Annotated in this window: 25 protein-coding genes; 14 read left to right on the top strand and 11 right to left on the bottom strand. The window is 40.9% G+C overall.

The window, feature by feature from the left end; translation table 11 throughout:
* Positions 1–8 precede the first annotated feature (8 nt).
* The 4 genes from OK18_RS08880 to OK18_RS08865 all read left to right on the top strand — a co-directional run bounded on the left by OK18_RS08880 (position 9) and on the right by OK18_RS08865 (position 5,300).
* Positions 9–377, top strand: coding sequence for a nucleotidyltransferase family protein (locus OK18_RS08880; RefSeq protein ID WP_053327773.1), 369 nt, complete (start codon positions 9–11; stop codon positions 375–377).
* Positions 364–2,619, top strand: coding sequence for a hypothetical protein (locus tag OK18_RS08875; RefSeq protein WP_156173249.1), 2,256 nt, complete (start codon positions 364–366; stop codon positions 2,617–2,619). The genes OK18_RS08880 and OK18_RS08875 overlap by 14 nt, the downstream gene beginning before the upstream one ends.
* A gap of 267 nt (positions 2,620–2,886) precedes the next feature.
* A complete protein-coding gene (locus OK18_RS08870; protein WP_053326643.1) occupies positions 2,887–4,116 on the top strand; it encodes a site-specific integrase in 1,230 nt (409 codons plus the stop codon).
* A 5-nt stretch (positions 4,117–4,121) separates the two neighbouring features.
* The gene (locus tag OK18_RS08865) at positions 4,122–5,300 is read left to right on the top strand and encodes a site-specific integrase (protein WP_053326642.1); all 1,179 of its coding nucleotides are present in this window, start codon (positions 4,122–4,124) and stop codon (positions 5,298–5,300) included.
* 51 nt (positions 5,301–5,351) lie between these two features.
* On the opposite strand, the gene OK18_RS08860 is transcribed toward OK18_RS08865, so the two are convergent.
* The 6 genes from OK18_RS08860 to OK18_RS08830 all read right to left on the bottom strand — a co-directional run bounded on the left by OK18_RS08860 (position 5,352) and on the right by OK18_RS08830 (position 8,733).
* On the bottom strand, positions 5,352–5,819 hold the full coding sequence (locus tag OK18_RS08860; protein WP_053326641.1) for a hypothetical protein: 468 nt from the start codon (positions 5,817–5,819) through the stop codon (positions 5,352–5,354).
* A gap of 459 nt (positions 5,820–6,278) precedes the next feature.
* Positions 6,279–6,875, bottom strand: coding sequence for a type 1 glutamine amidotransferase family protein (locus OK18_RS08850; protein ID WP_053326640.1), 597 nt, complete (start codon positions 6,873–6,875; stop codon positions 6,279–6,281).
* Positions 6,876–6,879: 4 nt separating this feature from the next.
* Complete coding sequence (locus OK18_RS08845; RefSeq protein WP_228377666.1) at positions 6,880–7,413, bottom strand: hypothetical protein; 534 nt, start codon at positions 7,411–7,413, stop codon at positions 6,880–6,882.
* 237 nt (positions 7,414–7,650) lie between these two features.
* Entirely contained in the window at positions 7,651–7,938 is a 288-nt protein-coding gene (locus OK18_RS20885) for a helix-turn-helix domain-containing protein (RefSeq protein ID WP_078737269.1), read from the bottom strand.
* A gap of 2 nt (positions 7,939–7,940) precedes the next feature.
* On the bottom strand, positions 7,941–8,147 hold the full coding sequence (locus OK18_RS20880) for a helix-turn-helix domain-containing protein (protein WP_228377725.1): 207 nt from the start codon (positions 8,145–8,147) through the stop codon (positions 7,941–7,943).
* A gap of 376 nt (positions 8,148–8,523) precedes the next feature.
* Complete coding sequence (locus OK18_RS08830; protein ID WP_053326637.1) at positions 8,524–8,733, bottom strand: hypothetical protein; 210 nt, start codon at positions 8,731–8,733, stop codon at positions 8,524–8,526.
* Between the two features lie 50 nt (positions 8,734–8,783).
* Between OK18_RS08830 and OK18_RS08825 the strand changes: the two genes are divergently transcribed.
* From OK18_RS08825 to OK18_RS08780, 10 genes are all read left to right on the top strand, one after another.
* A complete protein-coding gene (locus tag OK18_RS08825; protein WP_053327771.1) occupies positions 8,784–9,974 on the top strand; it encodes a VapE domain-containing protein in 1,191 nt (396 codons plus the stop codon).
* Positions 9,975–10,290: 316 nt separating this feature from the next.
* Positions 10,291–11,343, top strand: coding sequence for a toprim domain-containing protein (locus OK18_RS08820; protein ID WP_228377665.1), 1,053 nt, complete (start codon positions 10,291–10,293; stop codon positions 11,341–11,343).
* A 3-nt stretch (positions 11,344–11,346) separates the two neighbouring features.
* Positions 11,347–11,853, top strand: coding sequence for a DUF3408 domain-containing protein (locus OK18_RS08815; protein WP_053327770.1), 507 nt, complete (start codon positions 11,347–11,349; stop codon positions 11,851–11,853).
* Positions 11,854–12,085: 232 nt separating this feature from the next.
* A complete protein-coding gene (locus tag OK18_RS21945) occupies positions 12,086–12,490 on the top strand; it encodes a plasmid mobilization protein (protein ID WP_053327769.1) in 405 nt (134 codons plus the stop codon).
* Complete coding sequence (locus OK18_RS08805; protein ID WP_053327768.1) at positions 12,480–13,487, top strand: relaxase/mobilization nuclease domain-containing protein; 1,008 nt, start codon at positions 12,480–12,482, stop codon at positions 13,485–13,487. Before OK18_RS21945 ends, OK18_RS08805 begins: the two co-directional genes overlap by 11 nt.
* A gap of 219 nt (positions 13,488–13,706) precedes the next feature.
* Positions 13,707–14,009 (top strand): hypothetical protein, encoded by a 303-nt coding sequence (locus OK18_RS08800; protein ID WP_053327767.1) that lies wholly within the window; start codon positions 13,707–13,709, stop codon positions 14,007–14,009.
* Between the two features lie 2 nt (positions 14,010–14,011).
* The gene (locus OK18_RS08795; protein ID WP_053327766.1) at positions 14,012–14,479 is read left to right on the top strand and encodes a hypothetical protein; all 468 of its coding nucleotides are present in this window, start codon (positions 14,012–14,014) and stop codon (positions 14,477–14,479) included.
* An 88-nt stretch (positions 14,480–14,567) separates the two neighbouring features.
* Complete coding sequence (locus OK18_RS08790) at positions 14,568–15,488, top strand: helix-turn-helix transcriptional regulator (RefSeq protein ID WP_053327765.1); 921 nt, start codon at positions 14,568–14,570, stop codon at positions 15,486–15,488.
* Between the two features lie 43 nt (positions 15,489–15,531).
* Positions 15,532–16,155 carry a hypothetical protein gene (locus OK18_RS08785; protein WP_228377714.1) on the top strand — a complete coding sequence of 208 codons (624 nt, stop codon included), beginning with the start codon at positions 15,532–15,534 and terminating at the stop codon, positions 16,153–16,155.
* Positions 16,156–16,587 carry a nucleoside deaminase gene (locus tag OK18_RS08780; protein WP_050022444.1) on the top strand — a complete coding sequence of 144 codons (432 nt, stop codon included), beginning with the start codon at positions 16,156–16,158 and terminating at the stop codon, positions 16,585–16,587.
* Positions 16,588–16,630: 43 nt separating this feature from the next.
* Here the strand turns inward: OK18_RS08780 and OK18_RS08775 are convergent, their stop codons facing one another.
* The 5 genes from OK18_RS08775 to OK18_RS08755 form a co-directional block, all read right to left on the bottom strand.
* Entirely contained in the window at positions 16,631–17,164 is a 534-nt protein-coding gene (locus tag OK18_RS08775; RefSeq protein WP_050022443.1) for a GNAT family N-acetyltransferase, read from the bottom strand.
* Positions 17,165–17,217: 53 nt separating this feature from the next.
* Positions 17,218–17,976 (bottom strand): type III pantothenate kinase, encoded by a 759-nt coding sequence (locus OK18_RS08770; RefSeq protein WP_053327764.1) that lies wholly within the window; start codon positions 17,974–17,976, stop codon positions 17,218–17,220.
* Positions 17,977–18,331: 355 nt separating this feature from the next.
* A complete protein-coding gene (locus OK18_RS08765; protein WP_053327763.1) occupies positions 18,332–20,170 on the bottom strand; it encodes a M1 family metallopeptidase in 1,839 nt (612 codons plus the stop codon).
* A 165-nt stretch (positions 20,171–20,335) separates the two neighbouring features.
* Entirely contained in the window at positions 20,336–20,806 is a 471-nt protein-coding gene (locus OK18_RS08760; RefSeq protein WP_050022440.1) for a hypothetical protein, read from the bottom strand.
* A gap of 177 nt (positions 20,807–20,983) precedes the next feature.
* Positions 20,984–22,675, bottom strand: coding sequence for a DUF6909 family protein (locus OK18_RS08755; protein ID WP_053327762.1), 1,692 nt, complete (start codon positions 22,673–22,675; stop codon positions 20,984–20,986).
* Positions 22,676–22,847: the final 172 nt, after the last annotated feature.

The raw sequence follows: 22,847 nt of genomic DNA, 5'->3' as shown, positions 1-22,847 counted from the left end.
AAGTAACAATGAGCCGAGTAAAACCCGAGGCTATCTGGCAGCACGACAAAGTGCTGCCTTATATCCTCACGATCTTAAAGGATAAGATTGATGATATTACTGCCGTTGAGAAAATCTTTCTTTTCGGAAGCAGAGGAAGAATTCCTACAGAACAATGGAATGAATTGGAGGGAAAGGACTGGGATGTCCTGGTGCAGGCAAAATGCAAACTGAAGAATGCCCAGGTTCTTGTGGATAAAAATTATCATTTAGATCTTGTGGTATTGGATGAAGAAAGAATTAACACGTACCACAACCCAAATAATCTCACGATGATTTTCCCGGAAAATAAATTAAGCTATTTAACTCTCAAAAATGAAAACAATGGGAATATTTGATACCCTGTCCGGGCTTAAGACAATTTCTTTTGACCAGATAAATGAAAATCCGGAAGGAAGCCAAATGTCAACCGGCTTTTCAAATCCTGCCGCATCTTTTGAAGAAATTTCATACGACCGGAAATTCAGCCAGGAAGACAAATGCAAAATAACCAAAGGAGACTTTTACAAAGCCAATATGGACCTGAATAAGCTCCTGAACCACATAAGCGATAGAACAAACGATGCTTTTTTTTTCTATTACCAGAATTATGCATTAGAAAATATTACAGTAAGTGCAGGAGTAACTCCCATAACCGGAATTCCTTTAACCAGTACTTATACTCCTACCAAATATTTTGAATATACAAAAGGTAATGAAAAAAGATCCGTCGAGGTATCTGTAGAACTTAATCAAAGGCCTTGCTTTGTAAGCCTGCAAAAAGCCGGAAGTGTATTTTATCTTAATCCTGAAAGAAAAGAAATGGATTTTCGTTTAGAATTCGTTTATACGGATTATTTAGATAAGAGAGCTTTTAACAGTACCACAGGAAAATATAATCTTGATAAAAAATACAATGCAATTATTATTAGTATTTCGGATATAGAAGGCTTTATAGCTTTATGCGAAAGATTAAGAATAAGTAATCAGGCAAAAAACGAGATCACCGATCTTTTTGTAGAGAAAATAAAACAAACCAAAGATGCGGGAGCATTAAAGTTTCTGTATGAAAATATGCCCGATTTTATCTCAGAGGAAATCTTAAACAGGTTAGATATGGAAATGGGAGTTGCTATTACGGTGCCAAAAGATAAAAATGCAGCACCGATAAAAAACTCAACTCCTGCCCAGGAGTTTCTTTGGAGCCATCTTGAACTGCTTTCAGATTATGATGACAAAGGTTTTTTCAGCTGGGCAAAAGATTCCAGTGGAGCCCTGATTAATCTTCTCAAAATTTTCAAAAACAGTCAGTTCCTTTTTGAAAGCTTTAAAAACAACCAGGCAATGGTAAAAAGAATTTTCAATAACATGGATAAAACTTCGGTAGTCGATGGAACTGAAATAAGCAATAAGACATTATTTGCCAATTTCATCAATGCACTCTGTATGGATAATGCCTTTGAAGGGTTGAGAATTGTAAACAAAGAGTTTGTGATAGGTGATAATTATGCTTTTTCTTCCGGTGGCTTCTTTCAAGAGGAAAAAGATAATGAGTTTTTTTTACAACAACTCAAAAAAGTAACCCGGACCGAAACCGAAATTATTCCGGATGACCTTCCTTCCCATGTAGAAAGAATACAGGTAGACAGGACCTCTTTAGATCCTGCGGAAAAAGGAAATCTATACCATCCTATGGACATTGTACGCGTTAGATATGATGGGGAAAATAATTTTGCTTTTCCTTTTGTATCGGCAATTAGTATTAAAGCACTTGCTGAAGCCAGAGAACAACAGGAGCTTGAAAAAAATATCAGAATAGGATTGGATATTTTTCTTATTGTAGTGGGTACAGCCACTATGCTTACTACTGCCAATCCTACCGTTTTTGCGCTCGCTTTTGCTGATGTCGCTTTAGCATCCGCAGATGGCGTGATTACGGCCAATCGTGAAGAAATTGCTGCAATGCCCGGAGGAAAAGAATTCCTGGACAAATGGGAAAAAATATACATTATCGGAGGTATTATTTTAGCTACCCCGGCAACAGTGGAGTTTCTATTTGCACGGGCAGCAGGGCTTTACCGGGCTGCTATAGCAATAAAAAACTTTAATTATGCCAATTTCTTTAAATCCTGTATGGTTAAAATTATGCTGGAGCGTGAAATTCTTACTTTCGCAGGAAATACAGTAAAATCAAGTTCCGGTATTGAGATAAAAATCCTGGAATACAATAGCCAGGTTATATCGAAGGCAACTAATTTTAACTTTGGAAAATATGATAATTTATTACCACTATATGAAAAAGGAGCTATATTAGTAGAGGTAGAAGGAAAAGAGTATGCTCTTGTTTATAAAGGAGAAAGATTAATCCAGGGAGCTCCTACGGATAGGTACTCAGAGAAGTTTTATAAAGAGCTGAAAAAAGTTTATACCAATCCTAAAAAACTTGAATCACTCTTAGAGAAAAAATTAATTCGAGAAAAATTTGTCAGAATTTTTAGAGTACAAGGAGGAATTATTCCAAATGCCAGTAGAGAAAGAATTGTTATCGAAGGAGGAACTATCAGAGGAAAGGGCATTAGAGAGAGAATGAGAGGTAAGTAAATGGAAATGAGGATAATTTGCGCCATATCTCGGTGGTTTGCATTGAGGGATAAAGTGCAGAAAGCGTGGATTTATGCAGAAGTTCCGTTACCAAATCATTAGTCTGTCTTCAGAATGGTAACGAAGAAGAAAGAGAAGGTAACTGACAGAAGAGTGTTCGGTAACTCATCTTTTCTCTATCACGGTGCTTATGCTTTGTATTACAATGTTTTGCGTAGCTGAAAACGCTTCGACAACGGGTAACTTTGCCCATAAAAACAGAAGCGTATGCAAAGAGAAAAATTCAAGGTGTTGCTCTACCTGAAAAAGAGCGGATTGGACAAGTCGGGGCAAGCTCCAATCATGGGGCGGATAACGTACGGGCGAACCATGGCGCAGTTCAGTTGTAAGCTATCGTGCGACCCCGATTTGTGGAATGCTCGTGAGAGCAGACTGAACGGCAAGAGCCGTGAAGCGGTGGCAACGAACGGCAAGTTGGAACGCTTGCTTCTCTCGGTACAGTCGGCTTATCGAGTGCTTTGTGAGCGAGGTGCTGTCTTTACAGCGACAGACATCAAGGAGCAGTTCCAAGGGAGCATGCAAACTCAAATAACCTTTTTGGAGCGATACGACCGAATGGTCAAGGAGATGGAGCAAAAGGTGGGTATAGAAATAAAGGCGACGACTTTAAACAGTTACTACACTACTCGTAAGCATCTGCAAGCCTTTATCCGAGAGAAGTATCACACGACAGATATTTCTTTCGGACAGATAGAGGAAGACTTTTTGGAATGCTTGCAACACTATTCTGTCGGAAAGCTGGGGCATTCGCAAGGTTATTATCGTAAGATGGCTTTAGCGGTGAAGAAAGTCTGCCGTTTGGCGTATCGTGAAGGACTAACCGAACGACAACTATTCGCCCACGTGGAGATAGAACGAGGAGAGAATAAACAACCTCGTGCATTGGACAGAGCTTCATTGGATAAGTTGCAGAACCTGACTTTTGAGCCATATGAAGTGGAGTTGGAAACCGCTCGCAATCTCTTTCTCTTTTCTTGCTTTACGGGTGTTCCTTACTGCGATATGGTCATCCTTAGTCGGGAACATCTCTTTACGGATGATGAGGGGGCGTTGTGGTTGAAGTTCCGCAGACAAAAGACCAATACCCTTTGTCGTGTGAAGCTCTTGCCTGAAGCGGTGCATTTGATAGGGCGGTATCAATCTGACGAACGAACTACGCTCTTTGCACCCATTGCTTATTCGGCTTATCTCGTCCAACTCAAAGCTCTGCAACTTCGAGCAGGTATATCTATTCCTCTTTCGGCACACGTTGGTCGCCATACTTTTGCGACCTTGATTACTTTGGAACGTGGCGTTCCCATTGAAACGGTGAGCCGAATGCTGGGGCACAGCAACATACAAACGACTGAGCGATACGCCCATGTTACCCCGAAAAAGCTCTTCGATGAGTTTGATCGATTTCTCTCTTTCACTGAAGACTTAACCTTAACCTTGTAGGAGTTATGCGCAGTACATTCAAAATCCTATTCTATATCAATAAAAACAAGACCAAAGCAGACGGCACAACGGCAATCCTTTGTCGTATCACCATTGACGGAGCGAACGTAGTGATAACCACAGGCGAAAGCATCAACCCCCACGATTGGAGCGTGAAGCGAGGGGAAACAATGGACAAGAAGACCAACCAACGCCTACAAACCTTTCGGGAGGAAATCGAACAGGGTTACAATACTTTGCTCTACAAATATGGAGCAGTGAGTGCCGAGCTTCTGAAGAACTACTTACAAGGCATCGGACGGAATCCAACGACACTTCTTGCCCTTAGTACAGAGGAACTCAATGCCCAAAGAGAAAGCAAGAGTGAGGGGACGTATAGCAACAATCGGTATTCCGACAGACAACTCAATGCCTTTGTGCGAAGTCGTAGCGAGGAGGATATTCTCCTAACGGCTCTTACGATAGACTTCTTTGATGATTACCGCTTCCATTTGAAGAAGAAGGGCTACGCTCCTGCAACGATAAACAAGCATCTCTGTTGGTTGAGTCGGTTGATGTACCGAGCTGTCAGCCAAGGGACAATACGCTTCAATCCGTTTGAAGAGGTGAAGTATGAAGCCGTGGAGCGCAAACCTCGTTTCCTGAGCAAGGGCGAGGTGGCAAAGCTCTTGGCATTCCCGTTGCAGGAGGAAGGGGCGGAACTGAGCCGAAGAATGTTTCTTTTCTCTGTCTTTACGGGGTTGGCATTCGCCGACTTGCAGAGCCTCCGAGCTTCGCAAATCGAAACGAACAGCGAGGGGAAGCGATATATCCGCAAGGCAAGACAGAAAACGGAGGTAGAGAGTTTGATACCCCTGCATCCGATAGCGGAGCAGATACTCGCCCTTTACACGAAAGAGAAGAGCAAGGGGGATTACAAGGTATTTCCCGATACGATAAGTAAAGGCAAATTATCCACTTACCTCAAAACGATTGGTTTGGCTTGTGGTATTCGCACTCCGCTAACTTGGCACATGGCACGACATAGCTTCGGCACACTGACTTTAGAGGCAGGTATTCCGATGGAGAGCATTGCCAAAATGATGGGGCATTCCTCTATTGCCAGCACGCAAATCTACGCTCAAATCACGGACAGCAAGATTTCAAAGGATATGGAGAAACTCACACAAAAAAGGAGAGGTTAAGACTAAACAGAAAGGACTTGCTTCGTTTTATGGAGCAAGTCCTTTCTACGACTAATATCGTGTAATTTCACCATTGAAAGCCTGCGCTTTTTCCCACAACGGCCCTTTTGCTCCCATTGTGAAAGCGATATTGCTACTTCTGATAGCCAATAATTCAGAATGGACTTGCAATCTTAATGCCTTCATCAATTCAGGGGTTAGGCTGATCATTCCTCCTTCTCCTATTGGCACCCAAGTATAACCCCTTCCTTTATAGGTTATCAGTTTGCCCATTGGTAGCGTCTGTTCCCTTAGTTGAGGACAATTTGTCAATATATGACACAGTTTTGAAGAAGAAAGAAGTGGATAAGTCGTTATACAGAAGCCTCCCGTCGCTTTACTTCCTGTAATCAGAATGATGTTTTCAATATCAGCAAGAGCATATTCATGGATAGCTTGTTTTGGTATCTGAATTGTCAAATCTTCCCGAATATGAGAGATTCCGAAGATAAACTTTCCTCCTTTGGTTATTTGTGGCATAGCTTTTTTATTTTCAGATAAAATCTATGGTCATATTCTTTTCAAAGTCTGCCTTAAATCCCTGACATATCTGACTTGCATGTACTTCAAATATATCTTTACAAGCGGTTTGGGAAACCATTTCTTTGGTTCTATGTACTCCGTGAAATCAATCGAGGCTGTCTTTTCATTTCCACTGAAAACACCAACCCAATGCCCTCTCATATTGTCATTCTCCAAATCAAATTCCCATCGACAACAAGGTTCTTGTCTTGTTATCGTGAAAGTTGTCTTATATCCACTCTTCGTTATTTCTACAAATTGCGTGTCTGATATGATCTCTATCTTTTCAACATCACTTCTCCACGAATAGTCTGTTAGCGATGTTACAACTTGCCAAACGCTCTGTAAATTGCATGGAAACGTGGCTCTTATGTTTGACGTTACGAACATAAAGTTTAGTATCTCAGAAAAATAACTTTATCTCACGAAACCATTTTTATAGAAATCGTACCAAGCCTCTATCTGCTCGGGATTGTTGGCTTTCAGCAATAGAAGCATCTCACGAGTGAATTCCAAATGCCCTACACCATTTGCCGTAACAATATTCTTGTCACTAACGGCTTGTGCTTCCACATAATTCTCCGCATTAGTGTAACCGGAACCGCCCCATTTTTTGAGTTGGTCGAGACCGTTGCCTGTGTGTTTTACGTTGTTCAAGAAACCATGTGAACATAGGAATGAAGCACCATTGCATATTGCCCCGACAATTTTACCTTTATCCAAAGTCTTCTGTACCAAAGGTATGACAAGTTTCGCTTCGGGCGAGGTCCAACGGTTGCCACCGATAAGCACTAAGGCGGCATAATCTTTCGGCATATTCTCGAAAGAATAATCGGGTAAAGTTCTGAAACCTCCAATTGAACGGACAGCGTCCGATGTCGGTGCAACGGTATGCACTTCGTATTTTATTTCACCGCCCGGTATCACACCCACGTGAAGAGCCGTGGAGAGAAAAGCTCCCTCCCAATCGGTATATTCATTCAATAAGATAAATAAGACTTTCTGTTTCATCATCAGTTCATTTATTTTGTTTTCTCTCTGCCGTTACTTTCGCCACGGTTTGCCACTCGCCGTTTTCGTTTATTCGCTCTTTTCTCCACAGAAAAGAAGAAGTCGCAATATCAGAGAATACATACCTCATTTTTTCCGTCGTGTTTTCGGTCAGGATAATTTCTTCGCCGACCTTTCGGGCTGTCAGTCGGATAGCCTCGCCCATACAACCGTAGAATATATCCCACGCCATTGTCTTGGGATTGAAAATACGGAGTGTCGTTCCGTATTCGGCATCAAGTTGTTTATCTATCAGGCGTTCCTTGCGAGAGGGAACGATAAAGAGGTCTTGAACTGCCGTACCGTCCAATACTCGGGAAAATATCCATTCGCCCTTTACTTTTCGTGGTTCGGCATCTTCCAAATGGTCGTTCCACACGATGTTCCATTCACCTATCAAGCAGCCAAAGAAGTCGTGTTCTTCGGGAATTCGTTCATTCCTTGCATTGCTACATAGAGCATTGATAAAATCATTCATAAGCTTCATTGGTTTATTTGCCATAATTCAGTAGTGTTTCCCCCTTTGCTCCCTCTTCCGAAGTCGGAGGATTTCGCTTGCGGAAGATGTTGCTTTGTCCTGATAACGCAAATATACTCGACTTATTGCGAAAAAGATACCGAGCAATCCAAAAAAAATACCGAGCGATTGCGAGATTGCTCGGTATCTTTGAGGTGACCATTCGGAATGTTCTTTCTATGTGGTTGCCAAACGGCAGGGGAACATTCCTTACAAGAGGCTCTATCTCCTATAATTCTCTTGCAGCAGTCGGTTGATGTCGGAAAGTTTGTAGAGTATTTTCCCTGCAATCTGCGTGTAGGGAATAATGCCCTTGTCCCGATAGTCTTGCAAGGTGCGAGGACTGACGAAAAGGCGTTCGCAGACCTCTCGCCCCGTGAGGTAGATTTCTCCCCCGAAGAGCGGACGGTGCGTTTGGGCAATTTCCCGAATACGTTTACTTACTTCCCTAATGCCTGAGATGAGTTCTTTCATCTCGGGTGTTTCTTTGTTTACGATTTCGTGTTCCATAGTCATTGTATCTTTCGGTTCGACTTTTCGAGGAGTGCTTCCACATCCTCACGTTTGTAATAGCATTTATGCCCGATTTGGATAAAGGGCAGCACGGACGTGTCCCGATAGTGTTGGAGCGTTCGCTTGCTGATGTTCAGTATTCGGCACACGTCCCCGTTGTGCAACAGGTCGGGGACTTCGGGCTTCGTTCCGAATTGTTCTCGCATACAAAGAGCCAGCTCTTCGATGCTCTTTTTCAGTTCCTCCCACGCGGAGGTGTCGATGGCGGTAAATCTCATATCAATATCGTTTTTAATTGTCGTTTTTCTCTTTTCGGTGCAAATGTATGCAAGCGAAATCCTTGTCCCAAGAACCGATGAAATCAAGGGAAACAGCAGGAAATCGCAGGCAAATGTACAAGCACAAACCGCCTGTTTCACCCCCTTTTCTCTAAGTGCGTACTTGTGGCTTCGATATGATGTGAAATGTCCACACGACACAACGGGAAAAAGATACCGAGCGACCGTGAGATTGCTCGGTATCTTTTCTTTGATTACTCGGCATCTTTTGGATGCTCTCTCACCAATGATAATTCTCGCTTGCCTATCCCTCGAAGAAAAAGGGTGCAGACGTTGGCAATCCGATGAAGTCGTTTGCAGAGCCGTTCTCTTCTCTGTTCTCTCCTTTTGAGTGTTTTTGTCCCGATTTTCCCTGTTTATCCCATCCATTTTCAGAGCATTTCTCTGTACCTCGAAGCAACAGACACACCAGCCTTGGGACTCTATGTTCGCCTCTGTAACTTGGTTTCAGCATCCGTTTTCGGATGAAAGTTCAAAATCAAGCAAATAAAAGAGATACGAACAATGAAAAAAGAAGAGAAGGACAACCTCTCCAAGAACACGCAAATAGAAGAGTTCCTTTCGGCTCGTTACGAGTTTCGGTACAATACCGTATTGCACCGAGCGGAGTACCGTCCACGAGGAACGGACGATTATACAGCCGTAGACCGCTACCGTATCAATACCCTCAAACGAGCTTTAGATAAGGAAGCCGATGTACAGACCTCGCCCGAGAACCTGTACAGCATCATCGAAAGCGATTTCTCCCCACGTGTTAATCCTGTACAAACCTATTTCCAAGCCTTACCACTGACGAAAGGAAATGCGGAAGCTATCACCGCCCTTGCCGACTGCGTGAGTGTAACCAATCCCGAGAAGTGGAAAGAATACCTCACCAAGTGGCTGGTTGCGGTGGTCGCCAACGCAATGGACGACAAGCAATGTCGTAACCATACCTGCCTTGTGCTGACAGGTGAGCAGGGAAAATTCAAAACCACGTTCCTTGACCTGCTCTGCCCTCCGTCTCTCTCCGATTACCGCTATACGGGGAAGATATATCCACAGGAGAAGGACGTGCTGAGTCTTATCGGGCAAAACCTTATCATCAATATTGACGACCAACTCAAAGCCCTCAATAAACGGGACGAGAACGAACTGAAGAATCTCATTACCTGTCCGCAGGTGAAGTACCGTATGCCTTACGAGAAGCATATCGAGGAGCGACCCCACTTGGCAAGTTTCGTGGCTTCGGTCAATGGCAACGACTTCCTCACCGACCCGACAGGGAGCAGACGCTTCCTCCCTTTTGAGGTGCTGGCGATAGAGATAGACCGAGCCAAGAGCATTCCGATGGATGCCGTTTACAGCGAAGCCAAGACACGGTTGAATGAAGGGTTTCGCTATTGGTTCAATGATGAAGAGATTATTGAATTGCATAGAAACAGCGAAGCCTTCCAAGTCTATACGACAGAGATGGAACTGTTGCTCCGCTATTTCACCTTTCCCACGGAGGCAGAGACGGCAACAAAACGCTTCTATATGACCAATTCGGAGATAGTGGGTTACCTCTCCTGCTATACCCGACAATCCCTCTCCACCAAACGGATGGGGGAAGCCTTACGAAAGGCTGGCTATACAAAGGAGTGTCGCAGGATAAACGGCAATCCCGTATATGTCTATGCCGTCCGTAAGATTTACCCCGAGCAACCGCCATAGCACCTTGTTGTTACCCCTCCTTGCAATACTTCTTTCTCTTTTCTTTCCTATTCTCCTTACTACGTTACTACAACTAAGGATAATACAGTGAAAGAGAAAGGATTGCAGGAGGGATTCATCTTGCAACACGGCTTACTACCATCTTTCTACGCTTCTACGGAAGAATGAATGAGAAAAGGTGTAGACAGGAGGTGTAGAAGGATAAAACAGAATGAAGTGTTACACTTTTCTCTTTCACTGTCAATCTCTTATCTGAATGTAGAAGAGTAGTAAGATAAAAAGAGGAAAATTCCAAAAAGAGAAAACAGAGCGAACTATGAATACGAACAATTCCAATCCAACGATAACAGCAATGAACAACGAATATTACGACCTACAATACATCAAGGCGATACCGATAGCAGACTATCTGCACGCCTGCGGTATCAAGCCTGCCAAGCGTTACAACGGCTATGCCCTTTATCACGCACTCTACAGAGAAGACCCCAATGCCAGCCTGAAAGTGGACTTTCGGCAAAACTTGTGGCACGACTATGGGACAAGCCAAGGTGGAAGCATCATAGACCTTGTGATGAAGATGCAAGGATGCAGTGCCTACGAAGCAATGGCGCATCTTGCCGAAGGGAAAGCGATAACCTTCGCTTCCTCTTCCTTTCATCGTGAAACTCACACAGGACAGATAAGAGGTGAACAGCGACCAAGTAATGTAAGGCGTATTCTCTTCATCAACGAAGAGTTGCCCCTGTATCTGCAAAACTATCTTCGAGAGGTACGCAGGATAGACCTTGCCGTGGCAAGTCCTTATCTCCGTCATATTCGCTACGAAGTAGGAGGAAGAGAGTATTCTGCCATCGGCTTTGCCAATCGTGCAGGAGGATATGAACTCCGAGACGACAAGACATTCAAGGGAACGATAGCTCCAAAGGATATTTCTCTGATTGCAGGAGAAGCGAACAATGCTCCTCACTGCATCTTTGAGGGCTTTATGGATTTCCTTTCCCTTCTCACGATGAAAGGAAAAGAAACTGCTCCCTGCCTTGTACTGAACTCTGTCAGCAATCTCCCACGAGCCATTGCCTATCTCCACGAGAAAGGTATCGATTCCGTTCAAGCTTTCTTCGATAACGACCAAGCTGGACGACAAGCCCTACATTCTTTACAATCGGCAGGTATCAACGTGGAGGATATGAGCCGACACTATTCCCGATACAAAGACCTCAATGAGTACCACGTTGCTCAATACTCTCAACAGCAGAAAAAGCTAATTGGCAATCCAAAGATTACTAATTACCAATCGGGAGAAAGCTCATTAGAAATCGAGAGAGGGCGAACGGTACGCCCTGTTATTGTCAAACGTAAACTCAAATAAGCCATGAAAGAGGAATTTGATTTATCTCATTACTTGAACCATCCCAAAGACTCCGATGGCTCACAGATACTTTCCAAAATTGTCAGTAAAGCCATCTCTACCAAACAAGAAGCAAAGCAGATAGAGCAATCGGGGCAATCTGAAAGCTCTCCGCATTCCTCCGTCTCCGAGCAAACGTTGCCTTCCGAGTCTTTGAGTGAAGTAAAGGAAGCCGTGAAAGCAGAGCATTCCAAACAGGAAAAGCAACAAGAGGTATCAAGCACTCCGAAACGCATCAGCCACAAGCAACGACAAGAAAGCTTGGAGAGCTATCGGGAAGCTTTTCTCACACCCCATAAAATCATCGACAGAAAGGCAACCTATCTCAGTCGCTCCACGTGGGAACGCTTGGAGTTCGTTGTCCGTCGCTTGGGCGATTACGGGGCGAATGTTTCGAGTTTCTTGGAGAGCATAGCCCTCCGACATTTGGAAGAATACAGCGAGGATATAGAACGCTGGCGCAAACTTTAATCCCGGCATTCCGAGCCATCAGTGATGAAATGAATAATCGGCATTCTCAAAAGGCAAGAAGAACAAGTAATGGAAGCAAATCATAGTATATGCGAATGTATTTCATCGGTAACATTGCAAGACGTCAGTTTGTAGCCACAAACTGCACTTGCCCCCTTTACCGCTGCGCTCGGGGGGAGAGCCGTAATCACTTCGTTCTCATCGGCTGGAATGCCTTAGTGAACAAACTAATATGAAACCAAAAACAGATAAAGAGAAACGGGATAAGAAGTCGAATAAGACCTGCTTTCTTCGGATACGTTGCTCCGAAGAGGAGAAAACGAGGATACAAAAGCGAGCGGAACGGACGGGCAAGAAGCTCTCCGAGTTCTGTCGGGAGGCGTTGCTTACGGGGGAGATTGTTGCCGTTCCTCAATTGGGAGAACACGAACGGGAAGCTATTCGGGTCTTGCAACGGGTCAGCTACTTCTTCAGTCATATTTCCAACTTGATTAAGACGAAAGACCCCTCTTGGGTTACTATTGCCAAGAACCTTTCTTGCATCTCGCTACACGCTTTCGAGCGATTTTACAGCCCTCGGTATCGGATTACGGACGAGGTATATGATGTTCTAAATATCAAGCGCAATGATAGCTAAGTGCAAAGCCATAGCGCACGGTAAGACGGCGTTGGAGTATATCTTCCGAGAAACGAAACTCAAGAATAAGCTCTTAATCCAGAACCTTTGTGGAGATACGGCAAAGAGAATATACGAAGAGATGAACCTTGTCAGTCGGTTCAACAGTCGTTGTCGCAACAAGTTCCTGCGGATGGAAATCGGTATCGCTCCGAAAGATGAAGCAGGGATGAATTGGAAGAAGCTCCAAGGGATAGCCTGTGAATTTATCCAAGCGATGAAATTGCAGGAGCATCAGGTGGTAGCCGTTACGCATAAGGATACCGACAATCTGCACATTCATATCATTGCCAATCGGATGAGTATGAACGGGGCGGTTTATGATACGACCTTTGTAAGTAACAAGGCAGCACGAGTGGCAGAAGAGCTGAGTCGCAAACACGGTCTGACGATTGCCAATGAGATACGGGCAGAAAAACGCTATCAAAAGCCGAGAGCCAATCAGACACGGGAGGCGAGCAGGGAGAAACTGCGCACAATGGCTTATGGACTGTTGGGAAAGTATGCGAATGGCGGACTGAATGGCTACGCATCCTTTCGATATGATTTGAGACGACAAGGTGTAATCGTGGAACAGATGACGAACAAGAAAGGTAGCATCTATGGACTGAAGTTTCATTTTGAGGGGCAGACTTTCAAGGCTTCGGAAATAGGACGAGAGTTTGGATATAACTCGCTGCTGAAACAATTCGGGCTGTCCTATGCTGCTCCCTATCACTCTTCTGTTCCAATTTATCAGCCGAAAAGCCCTTTACAAGAAGAAAAGCGACAGCCAACACCAAGTCCTGAACCAAGCCTTGTTGAGAGCGTAGTGGATGTTGTTGCCGAAGGGATTGCATCGGGTGTTGGCGGTGTACTGGACTTCCAAGTCCATGGAGAGAATTATGCCGAAACCGCCTTTCAGCGGAGACTGCGCCACGAAGCCAACAAGAGAAAGAAACGGGGACGAAGGATGTAGGGAACAAATTCTCTCTTCTCAAAGAAGAAAATCACGAAAGAACGCTCACTTTTGCTCACAAATCAATATCTTTGCAAGTGATAATAGTGAGCGTTCTTTGGCTATTCAAAACAGTGTACCTCAAAGCACTCCGCTCATTTCTTAATCGTTACCTATCTATTCACTACTAAATGGTAACACTCTGCTCCTCAGCAAGATAGTTCGCAGGCAAAAAGTTGCATGGGGAAAGTTAAAATTATAGGCCATGAAAGATTATATGTTACATTTAAAGATGATGACAGAGTACTAGAATATTGGATAAAAAGAGGAGAAACGGCCGAGGTTTTTACTGCAGAAGTAAATGAAAAATTTTTCAATAAATTAATGAAAGATGCAGTAAAGCAAAGCTATGGAAAAGCTTTTCCTGAAAGACCACAATTTGGAGATGCATCGAAAACAAAATATTCACTAGGGATTCCCAAAAATTTATTTGATGATCTTATTAAAAATATGAAAAATCCTGAAATATTAAAATTAAAATAATTATGCAAGAAAAGGAAAGAATAGATATTAACAACCAGGCTCAAATACCTGAGGGCCTAAAAATGATTATTAAAGTTAAGAACGTAAATAATCCTCATGAAGTTTTAAAGAAAGCCAAAGAAGTTATGAAATCTGTAAGTCAGTTTGCTCACACAAATAAGTGGCCAAAAGACAGCGAATGGAAATCAATCTTACCTAAATGGTTTGTGGAAAGTATGACAAATAAAACATTAGATGAAATTATGTCTGAAGATGGACAATGGCATTTTGAATCCTGGATCGAAAGTATGTATCACAGAGCATGGGAATGGTATAGTTCAAAAATTGAAGGAAATACTATAATTATTGTCCTTAACCTTTTAAGTGTTCCTTATGTTTTTGAACAGTTTTTATACATTTTTTATTCTCAGGGAATATCTATGAAAAATATGACGAGCGAAGATGATTTATACGGATTAACACAGCATTAATATATTAAATCGATTACCAAAAAACTTTAATTAAACGCGACACGTTTTGTCGCATTAAGCCCATATATTTGTCTTATAAAATTAGATCATGAAAAAAGATTTTTATCTGACAAGATATGCCTTAATTATTAAAAGATTAGAAAGTTCTCCGGCTACCTATTCCCAGCTGGAGGACTATCTTTTAAACTCTTTTGAATTTCAGGATGCAGGGATCAAGAGCTACTCTATCCGTACCTTGCAGCGGGATATCCGTGAAATTTCCGATCTTTTCAATCTTTCTATTCACAATAAGAAAAAAGGTGACAACCGGTATTATATTGAGAGCCGCCCGATTATGGAAGTGGATGAGTATAACCAAAAGCTCCTGGAATCTTTTCAGGTGAGCAATGCATTGAATCTTCATCCGGATTTTTCAGATTTTATCTTCTTTGAAAGCAGGAAGCCCACCGGAGTTGAACATTTCTATGATCTGTTCTTTGCCATTCGTAACAAAAGAGTGGTTTCTTTTGAACATTATAATTACAAAAACAAACTGATGACTTCCAGAAAAGTTCATCCGTTGGCCCTGAAAGAATCTAAAGACCGATGGTATCTTATTGCGATCGATACCAAAGACAAACTTTTGAAATCATTTGGTCTGGACAGGATTAATTATCTGGATGTTAGTAAAAATAAATTCCGTGAAAAATATAACTATAATTTTAGAGAACATTTTAAAAATGCATTTGGGGTGATGAATCTGGCTGAGCAAAAGCCACAGAATATTGTATTGAAATGCAGCCGTCATCAGGGAGAGTACATCAGAAGTTTCCCACTTCACCAATCGCAAAAAGAGACCAAAGAAACGCCGGAAGAAATTTATTTTGAATTCTTCCTGCATCCTACTTACGACTTTATGCAGGAGATTCTTTCATATGGGAAAGAGGTTACCGTTTTAGAACCTAAAGCTTTAGTTGATGAAATCAGAACCCATCTCCAGGAATCTCTGAACCGTTACCTTGAAAGCTGAAGAATCTCATATTTTTTAATTATATTTACATAAATATACTGAATTGAGAGCTTTATTAATCTGTATTTGCTGTATTATTTCTGCTTTTTGCCTGTCACAGCAAAAGGAAGAGTTCCGGGTAGTAAAAAATTATTACAACCAGCACAGAACTATGCTCAATAAAGAATTCAAGAAGAAATTTGATGCCGAATCCAACACCTTCAAAAAGGCTGCTATAAAAGGTGATTTTCTTTTCTTCATGAAAAAAATGGACAGTATTGAAAATAATGCATTGATCGGAGCCTTGTTACGGGTAAGAAACCTGGAAGATCTTCAATTGATAAAAAAAATAAAAGACGGATCCCAAACGGAAAACAAAAATAATGATGTAGAAACAGCACCCAATTATCCGGGAGGAATCAATTCATTGAGACAGGAGGTTGCCGATCTTCTTTATACGGATGGTGTTCATTCTGAACCCAAAACAGTCATGACAGATGTGATTTTTACGGTTGAACCGGATGGTAGCATCAGCAATGTACATGCACAAGGCGATAATTTCACATTCAACAGGCAGGCTGAAATTGCGATGTATTCCATTTCTGAAAAATTTACGCCCGCCACCGCCAAAGGTGATCCGGCCAGTTTTCAATTCAGGCTTCCTTTAACTTTAACGATGACAGAATAAATGTTTACCGACGAATATTATATGAAGATGGCTTTACAGGAAGCTGAAATTGCCCTGGAAAAAGATGAGGTCCCTATCGGTTGTATTGTTGTTTCCAATAGCCGGGTTATTGCAAAGGCCCATAACCTCACCGAAACCCTGAATGACGTTACCGCCCATGCAGAAATGCAGGCCATCACTTCCGCTGCTCATTTTCTTGGTGGTAAATATTTAAAGGATTGTACGCTCTATGTCACTATGGAACCTTGTGTTATGTGTGCAGGAGCATTATCCTGGGCTCAGATTTCAAAAGTAGTTATAGGGGCCAGAGATGAGCAGAGAGGTTTCATCAATAAACACCTCTCCCTACACCCGAAAACAGAAATTGTAACGGGAATTATGGAAAACGAATGCTCATCTATTGTTAAAACTTTTTTTAAAAATAAAAGATAAATACTCAATACGAATAAAACGGAGACCGGAATGATCTCCGTTTTTATTTATGATTATTAAAAATGGAATACATGACAAGATCAAAATATTCTCCATCTTTTTTTACTTCTTCTTTTAAAAAGGCCTCTTTCTCCATTCCTATTTTCTCCATTATTTTCCCTGAGGCGGGATTGTGGGGAAAATGAGTGGCAAAAATTTTATTAAAATTAAGTTTTTTGAAGCCAAAATCTATTATAGCTTTGGCTGCTTCAGTTACGTATCCTTTATTCCAGTAAGGCATTCCGATCCAATAACCTAATTCAGCCTTATCATCATCCCTGTCGTGAAGTCCGATAGCACCGATAATTTGTCCTTCTTTATTACGGATTCCGAAAGTATATCCCGAGTTATTTTCAAAAGCTTCTTCAGACATTTTCAACCAGAACCTGGCATCACTTTCCGTGTAAGGATAAGGAATGTTAGAAGTAAGGTCTGAATAAATTTTATGCTGAAGATATTCAACGATAAAAGGAATATCTTTCTCTTCCAGATGGGAAAGAATAAGTCTTTCCGTTTTAATTACAGGAAAATCTTTCATTTTAATAAAAATTAAGGCAAATTAAGGCTTTGTCTTAGCCTCAGTTATTACAATTATAAATCTTTACCTAAAAAATAAAGCCCTTTCAGGGTATGCAGCCTGTCCATCACGTGAATTTTTTCCGTTAGGGGTTTATATACATGAGAGACTCCTCCTGTTGCAACCACAAAGCAATCATCATTCACCTCATCATTGATACGGTTGATAAAGCCTTCTACCATTCCTAAAAAACCATAAACCATCCCGCTTTGCATGCAGGTCACCGTATCCAGTCCTAAAACAGATTTAGGCTTTTTAAGTTCGATGTCAGGAAGCTGGGCTGTCTGGCTGATCAGTGAATTGAGTGATGTCACAATTCCCGGCGCAATAATTACGCCTAAGGTTTCTCCTGTTTCTGCTACACAGCTTGCGGTAAGAGCCGTTCCGAAATCAATAACGATTTTCTTTCTGTCCGGATATAGATTATGTGCAGCCACCAGATTAGCATAGATATCCGTTCCCATTTGCTTGGATTTTGCCTGAACCCCTGAAGGGGTATTCCTGTCAACAATTACAGGAGTAGTACCGTGAATTTTTTTGATTCCTGAGCTCATTACTTTGGTCAGCTGTGGCACCACCGATCCTATAATCACTTTCCCGATTTCTCTAGGCTCAATTTTATAGGTCTGATAAAGCATCAGCATCTGTACATACAGCTCATCCGCAGTTCTGTAGGGCTTGGTATTGATTACCCATGAAATATCACAATTATCGCCATTAAAAAGTCCAAATCTGATATTGCTGTTCCCTACGTTGATTACAATTGAATTCATTTATTTTTTAAACTAAAGAGATTTGTAAATAAGTGTAAAAATAAAGCTTTATGATCAAAAACTTAATGAAATCCCATATTAATTTAGATTGATAAGGTTCAAACTTTACCTCAATTAATGGTATTTTCAACACACTTATTAAGTAAAGAACTACACCTGCAAGTTTATCCTGTTATTCCTTAAAGGTACTGGATACAGTTGAAACAACAAAATCAATTGTACTATATGAAAAATCTGAAAAAAAATCTTGCAGGGTTTCTATCAAAGATTGCGGATCCCCGGTTATTTGGTAATTTCCACGACATGAAAAGAGGCTGCCCCAAGTGGCAGCCTCTGTTTTTATCATTTATCTGAATTATTTCACCTCAACAAAATTATCCACCATATTCACATCCGCAATTCTCTGACTGAAATCTATTCCTAACACGGACAATTGAGATTTTGTGTAAGGAATTGTAATGGTATATTCCTTTTGTGTCCATGGCCAGTAAGGCATGGTTTTAAACTCACCATAGATATCTTTTTCTTTCCATGTATGGGTCATATTCAATGGAATCTGGTAGGTAACCACTTTTTTATCTGTAGTCATTATGCTGAAATCTATCGGCATAGGCACCTGTCCATTATTTACAAGGGTAATTGTTGTTGACTTTGCATCGTATTTTACATCTTTAATTCCATAATCAATGGTTTTGGTCGTATTGATCCAATAGTGGTGAAACCATTTTAAATCCATTCCGGATACTTTTTGGGCAATATGAAGAAAATCTCTGTCTGACGGATGTTTCATACTCCACTGATCATAATATTGCTTTAAGGTTTCAGCAAGGTTCTGTTCTCCCATGATGTATCCTAATTGTACAAGATACAATTCTCCTTTCACATAAGAAGCATAGGTATAAGCTGTTCCGTTATCATGATGGTCTCCCAGCCAAACAGCCGGCTCCTCAATTCCTTTTTTAATAAAGTTTCTGTAGGCGTCTAAGGTTTTAGCAAAAGGATTGGGTAAATCTTCCGGAAATAATTGGTGCATGGTATACCCTTCCGCATAGCTTGTAAAGCCTTCATCCATCCATGGACGCACAGATTCATTTGTGGCCAGCATCTGCTGGTACCAGGAGTGAGATCCTTCATGAGCCATTAGTCCCATCAGTCCTTTAATATCTTTTGCTTCCCCTAAAATCATCGTACACATTCCATATTCCATACCACCGTCTCCACCTTGGATAAACGCATAAGTAGGATATACATATTTTCCAAAATGAGAATTCATGATCTGGAAATATTTTGTGATATAAGGCTGGGCTTCACCCCAGACTTTAGTTTTGTCATTTTTCTGATACACCAGGTATACTTTCGGCCCTTCCGGAACATTGAAGCTTTCTACAGAATAATCCCTGTCTGCGCTCCACGCAAAATCAAGAATGTTTTTTGCGGTCCATTTCCAGGTTGCTTTCTTATCTTTTTCTGTCTTTATTTTAGCATTGGCATCATAACCCTTTACTTCAGAAGGGTTTTCAAGGATACCTCCTGCTCCTACTACATAATCTTTATTGATCCTGATGGTTACATCAAAATCTGAAAATGGCGCATGGAACTCTCTTCCCAGATAATCAAAAGTTGCCCATCCGTCATAATCATATTCTGCAATTTTCGGATACCACTGGGTCATCGTCATATCTACCCCTTCCCTGTTATTTCTTCCACTCCTTCTGATCTGCTGAGGGATTACAGCATCCCAGTCCATAGTAAAAGTAGTAGTGGAGTTTGGTTTGACAGGTTCAGCCAGATATACTTTCATAATGGTTTCCTGAACTTCAAATTTCAGATCCTTTCCATTTTGCCTGATCCAGTGAATATTCTGGGCTCCCTCCTGATCCTTAGGAATGGATGCCAATCTTGAAATCCCCTCTTTTTGTAATCTTCCATCACCATTCTTCCCCTGGGAAGCCACTCGCTGGTCCATCATGGAATTAGGCTTAAAGGCATTCCAATACAAATGAAAATATACCACTTTTAGCTCATCAGGTGAGTTGTTTGTGTATTCTAAGGTTTGTTTTCCCTGGTAAGTAAATTTTTCAGCATTGACATCAATATCCATCTTGTACTTTGCAGCCTGCTGATAATAAGCTCCTTGCTGAGCCTGAAATTGTGAAATGATAAACGCAAAAATGATTGCAGCCGATTTTCTCATTTAAAATTTTATTTTTTCTAAAGGTAGTAATTTAAATAACACTCTCAAATTAGAGTTATTTGAAGGTTTTATTCTATTGAATATGGTTTTAGATGGATTTTAAATCAAATTGTTAAACAACAAAAAGATTATTTATAATCACAGATGACTATGCCTGTCTTTTCTTTAGTTATTTTTCAACAGTTTTTTAATTAAAGTAATCTGTCCCAGATGATAATATGCATGTTCAATCATTCCATCAATATTCCTTTGGTATGTTCCATATTTTTCATCAACAAAAACCTCATCAAGCTTAGAACCAGGCATCTGTTCCAATAATACCGCAAACTTTTCAGCGTCTAACCAGAGCTTATTCAACAATCCTTCCCATTGCTCCCGGGATTCAATAGGAGGAAGATCAAAACTGAACTGATCTTTTATTTCCAGTTCTCCGCCTTCCAACACATTGACAATTCCTGCAATATAATAATCGATATGGAAAGTGAGCATAGCAATGGTGTTCAAAGAACCCACCCTTGCTATCGCCTGTTCCCAGGTAACATCAGACAACTGGTCTTTAAAATTGGTATTGGCAATCCAAAAACCATCAAGTATTACCTCCCTGAATCTTTTGGTTAATTGTGAAACTGAATTCATGATTACTGTTTTTTATTTTTTAAAGTAAACAATATAAGAATTTCTACTAATATTCTCAATGGATTTAGTACGCAGAAGCTTATTGCGATGATCTTTATCAAGGTTAAAACCTTAACAAGCCTCACAAAAAAACCTCAGATGTATCACCTGAGGTTGTTATTATAATTATAATTACGATTATTTTTTAGCAGAAGTAGTTTTCCCGGCACTTTCAAAAATCTTTTCCAGAATTCTCAGGGTAATGAGGTAAGTGGGTTTTACTCCTGTAAGGCCAAGGCCTCCCGAAGATAAGGTACTTCCTGTTTCCAAAGGATTATCCGAAGCATAATAAGCATACATCACAAACAAATCCGGCGAAATATGGTGTCTGATTTTAGAAGCCACCTGAATAGCCTTCTGGTAATGTGCTCCTTCCATTTCAAGACCTATGGCTTTCCATGAAGTGTTCATGAAGTAGGATAAAATATCCCTGTTTTGCAGTGAAGTTCCCAATACGGTAATCATTGGACCTTCAAAAGCTCTCAATTCATCATCTTTAAAGTCTTCCAGCTTCAAAGCATTTTCAAATGGGTAATTATCCGCAGTCCCTTCAAAAATATGAGAAGTAGGAATCATGATATCGCCTTTTTCCCCGGTAAGAATTCCCGCTTTTCCCATGATCGACACAGACTTCACTTTCATCATATAAACTTCCCCTTTATGTTCAAAAGGTCTTAAAAGCTCATCCATCACTTCAAAAGCCTGTTCTCCGAAAGCATAATCGAATACCATCACTACATCATCTCCTGAGAACTTACTGCCTGCAAACGGCGTATTCTTCAAATCAGTTTTGCTGAGGTCTATAATCTGGACATCTATATTGCTTCCGCTTTTGTCCGCAATATAAATCATCCCTTCTTCCAAAGCATATTTTAATACTTTATCACGAAGGTCTTTTTTGTTGGATATTTCTTCGTACAGTTTATAGTCTACATCATGATGCTGTTTCTTTTTAAGGGCATCATTGGCATACAGCATATTTTTCACAGAATGCATATTGGCGGAAATAATATGCAACGGACGCATATGAAGATCATTTTCAAATAAAACTTCTTTTACTTTATTGGCCCATTTTTCACCAAAGTAATGGTGTCCCACCCTTTCCTTTAATATGGCACTAAAATAAATTTCTCTTTCTCTGGCACCTTTTGCGTCTTCAAGGCTTACCTTTCCCAGATTGTAGATGATTTTAAATAGACGGTCAGGGTTATTATCATCTCCAAAGGTATTATAAGCCCTCAAGGTTTCATCAAAAGATCTCCCGATTAAAGAAGAAAGATGGATAAGAGCAACCTCTTTTTCTTTCCTGCTGAATTTTTTCTCTCCTTTTACTACCTCTTCAATAATTTTAAAGGCCCTTGTTGGTTTCCAGTTTTCATCCTGGATGAAAGCCAGGTTACGGATTTTATCTGCTTCTATAAACAGGAATGTCAGGTGGGTAAGTATGTCATAAATTTCGGAACGGCCCAAAAGAACCTCAATATTCATCTGGTGTTCGTCTATTCTATAACAGTTTCTTCTTCTTTTCTTTGGAACAATAGGTTCGAAACTTCCTTTATCAAACCCTTCATCTGATGTAAGATGAATAAAAGCGCATTCTTCAATCCCCTCAGGAAGTCTGTCTAAAACATACATCAAACCGTCAAGCTCCAGTTTATTCGGAATATTCATTGTCCCGTAAATCTCCGGATTGATGGTTTTTAACAAGCTCCTGATACTCTCTCCTGAAACACCCGCTGGCTTGAAAAATCCTCTATAAAATAAATGTCTCATAGAGATATATAGTCTTTCAATAGCCTCTGTTGTTTCTCTTGCTCTAGAATTTGTCATAAAATAAATTTCACACAAATATACAAAATCTTTGAGCATTTTATTTTAACTATCTTTTAATAAGTAGCTTAATACGTACCGTATTCCACCTTCCATACAATAAATGTATTTGATGTCATGCCCCTTTAAAATCTGACCTGGACAGTAATTTTTGGTAATTATACGCAAGTTT

This window comes from Chryseobacterium gallinarum (assembly GCF_001021975.1).
Classification (GTDB): domain Bacteria; phylum Bacteroidota; class Bacteroidia; order Flavobacteriales; family Weeksellaceae; genus Chryseobacterium; species Chryseobacterium gallinarum.
The sequence above is the reverse complement of the archived record's forward strand: the minus strand, read 5'-3'. Positions and strand labels throughout refer to the sequence as shown.

Excerpts from the sequence above, each read along its gene's own strand:
- OK18_RS08875 (WP_156173249.1), top strand. The coding sequence starts at position 364 with ATGGGAATATTTGATACCCTGTCCGGGCTTAAGACAATTTCTTTTGAC.
- OK18_RS08865 (WP_053326642.1), top strand. The coding sequence starts at position 4,122 with ATGCGCAGTACATTCAAAATCCTATTCTATATCAATAAAAACAAGACC.
- OK18_RS08770 (WP_053327764.1), bottom strand. The coding sequence starts at position 17,976 with ATGAATTCAATTGTAATCAACGTAGGGAACAGCAATATCAGATTTGGA.
- OK18_RS08880 (WP_053327773.1), top strand. The coding sequence starts at position 9 with ATGAGCCGAGTAAAACCCGAGGCTATCTGGCAGCACGACAAAGTGCTG.
- OK18_RS08870 (WP_053326643.1), top strand. The coding sequence starts at position 2,887 with ATGCAAAGAGAAAAATTCAAGGTGTTGCTCTACCTGAAAAAGAGCGGA.
- OK18_RS08820 (WP_228377665.1), top strand. The coding sequence starts at position 10,291 with ATGAATACGAACAATTCCAATCCAACGATAACAGCAATGAACAACGAA.
- OK18_RS08790 (WP_053327765.1), top strand. The coding sequence starts at position 14,568 with ATGAAAAAAGATTTTTATCTGACAAGATATGCCTTAATTATTAAAAGA.
- OK18_RS08830 (WP_053326637.1), bottom strand. The coding sequence starts at position 8,733 with ATGCTGAAACCAAGTTACAGAGGCGAACATAGAGTCCCAAGGCTGGTG.
- OK18_RS08760 (WP_050022440.1), bottom strand. The coding sequence starts at position 20,806 with ATGAATTCAGTTTCACAATTAACCAAAAGATTCAGGGAGGTAATACTT.
- OK18_RS08780 (WP_050022444.1), top strand. The coding sequence starts at position 16,156 with ATGTTTACCGACGAATATTATATGAAGATGGCTTTACAGGAAGCTGAA.
- OK18_RS08795 (WP_053327766.1), top strand. The coding sequence starts at position 14,012 with ATGCAAGAAAAGGAAAGAATAGATATTAACAACCAGGCTCAAATACCT.
- OK18_RS20880 (WP_228377725.1), bottom strand. The coding sequence starts at position 8,147 with ATGCGAGAACAATTCGGAACGAAGCCCGAAGTCCCCGACCTGTTGCAC.
- OK18_RS08845 (WP_228377666.1), bottom strand. The coding sequence starts at position 7,413 with ATGGCAAATAAACCAATGAAGCTTATGAATGATTTTATCAATGCTCTA.
- OK18_RS08775 (WP_050022443.1), bottom strand. The coding sequence starts at position 17,164 with ATGAAAGATTTTCCTGTAATTAAAACGGAAAGACTTATTCTTTCCCAT.
- OK18_RS08860 (WP_053326641.1), bottom strand. The coding sequence starts at position 5,819 with ATGCCACAAATAACCAAAGGAGGAAAGTTTATCTTCGGAATCTCTCAT.
- OK18_RS08825 (WP_053327771.1), top strand. The coding sequence starts at position 8,784 with ATGAAAAAAGAAGAGAAGGACAACCTCTCCAAGAACACGCAAATAGAA.
- OK18_RS21945 (WP_053327769.1), top strand. The coding sequence starts at position 12,086 with ATGAAACCAAAAACAGATAAAGAGAAACGGGATAAGAAGTCGAATAAG.
- OK18_RS08755 (WP_053327762.1), bottom strand. The coding sequence starts at position 22,675 with ATGACAAATTCTAGAGCAAGAGAAACAACAGAGGCTATTGAAAGACTA.
- OK18_RS20885 (WP_078737269.1), bottom strand. The coding sequence starts at position 7,938 with ATGGAACACGAAATCGTAAACAAAGAAACACCCGAGATGAAAGAACTC.
- OK18_RS08765 (WP_053327763.1), bottom strand. The coding sequence starts at position 20,170 with ATGAGAAAATCGGCTGCAATCATTTTTGCGTTTATCATTTCACAATTT.
- OK18_RS08815 (WP_053327770.1), top strand. The coding sequence starts at position 11,347 with ATGAAAGAGGAATTTGATTTATCTCATTACTTGAACCATCCCAAAGAC.
- OK18_RS08800 (WP_053327767.1), top strand. The coding sequence starts at position 13,707 with ATGGGGAAAGTTAAAATTATAGGCCATGAAAGATTATATGTTACATTT.
- OK18_RS08850 (WP_053326640.1), bottom strand. The coding sequence starts at position 6,875 with ATGATGAAACAGAAAGTCTTATTTATCTTATTGAATGAATATACCGAT.
- OK18_RS08805 (WP_053327768.1), top strand. The coding sequence starts at position 12,480 with ATGATAGCTAAGTGCAAAGCCATAGCGCACGGTAAGACGGCGTTGGAG.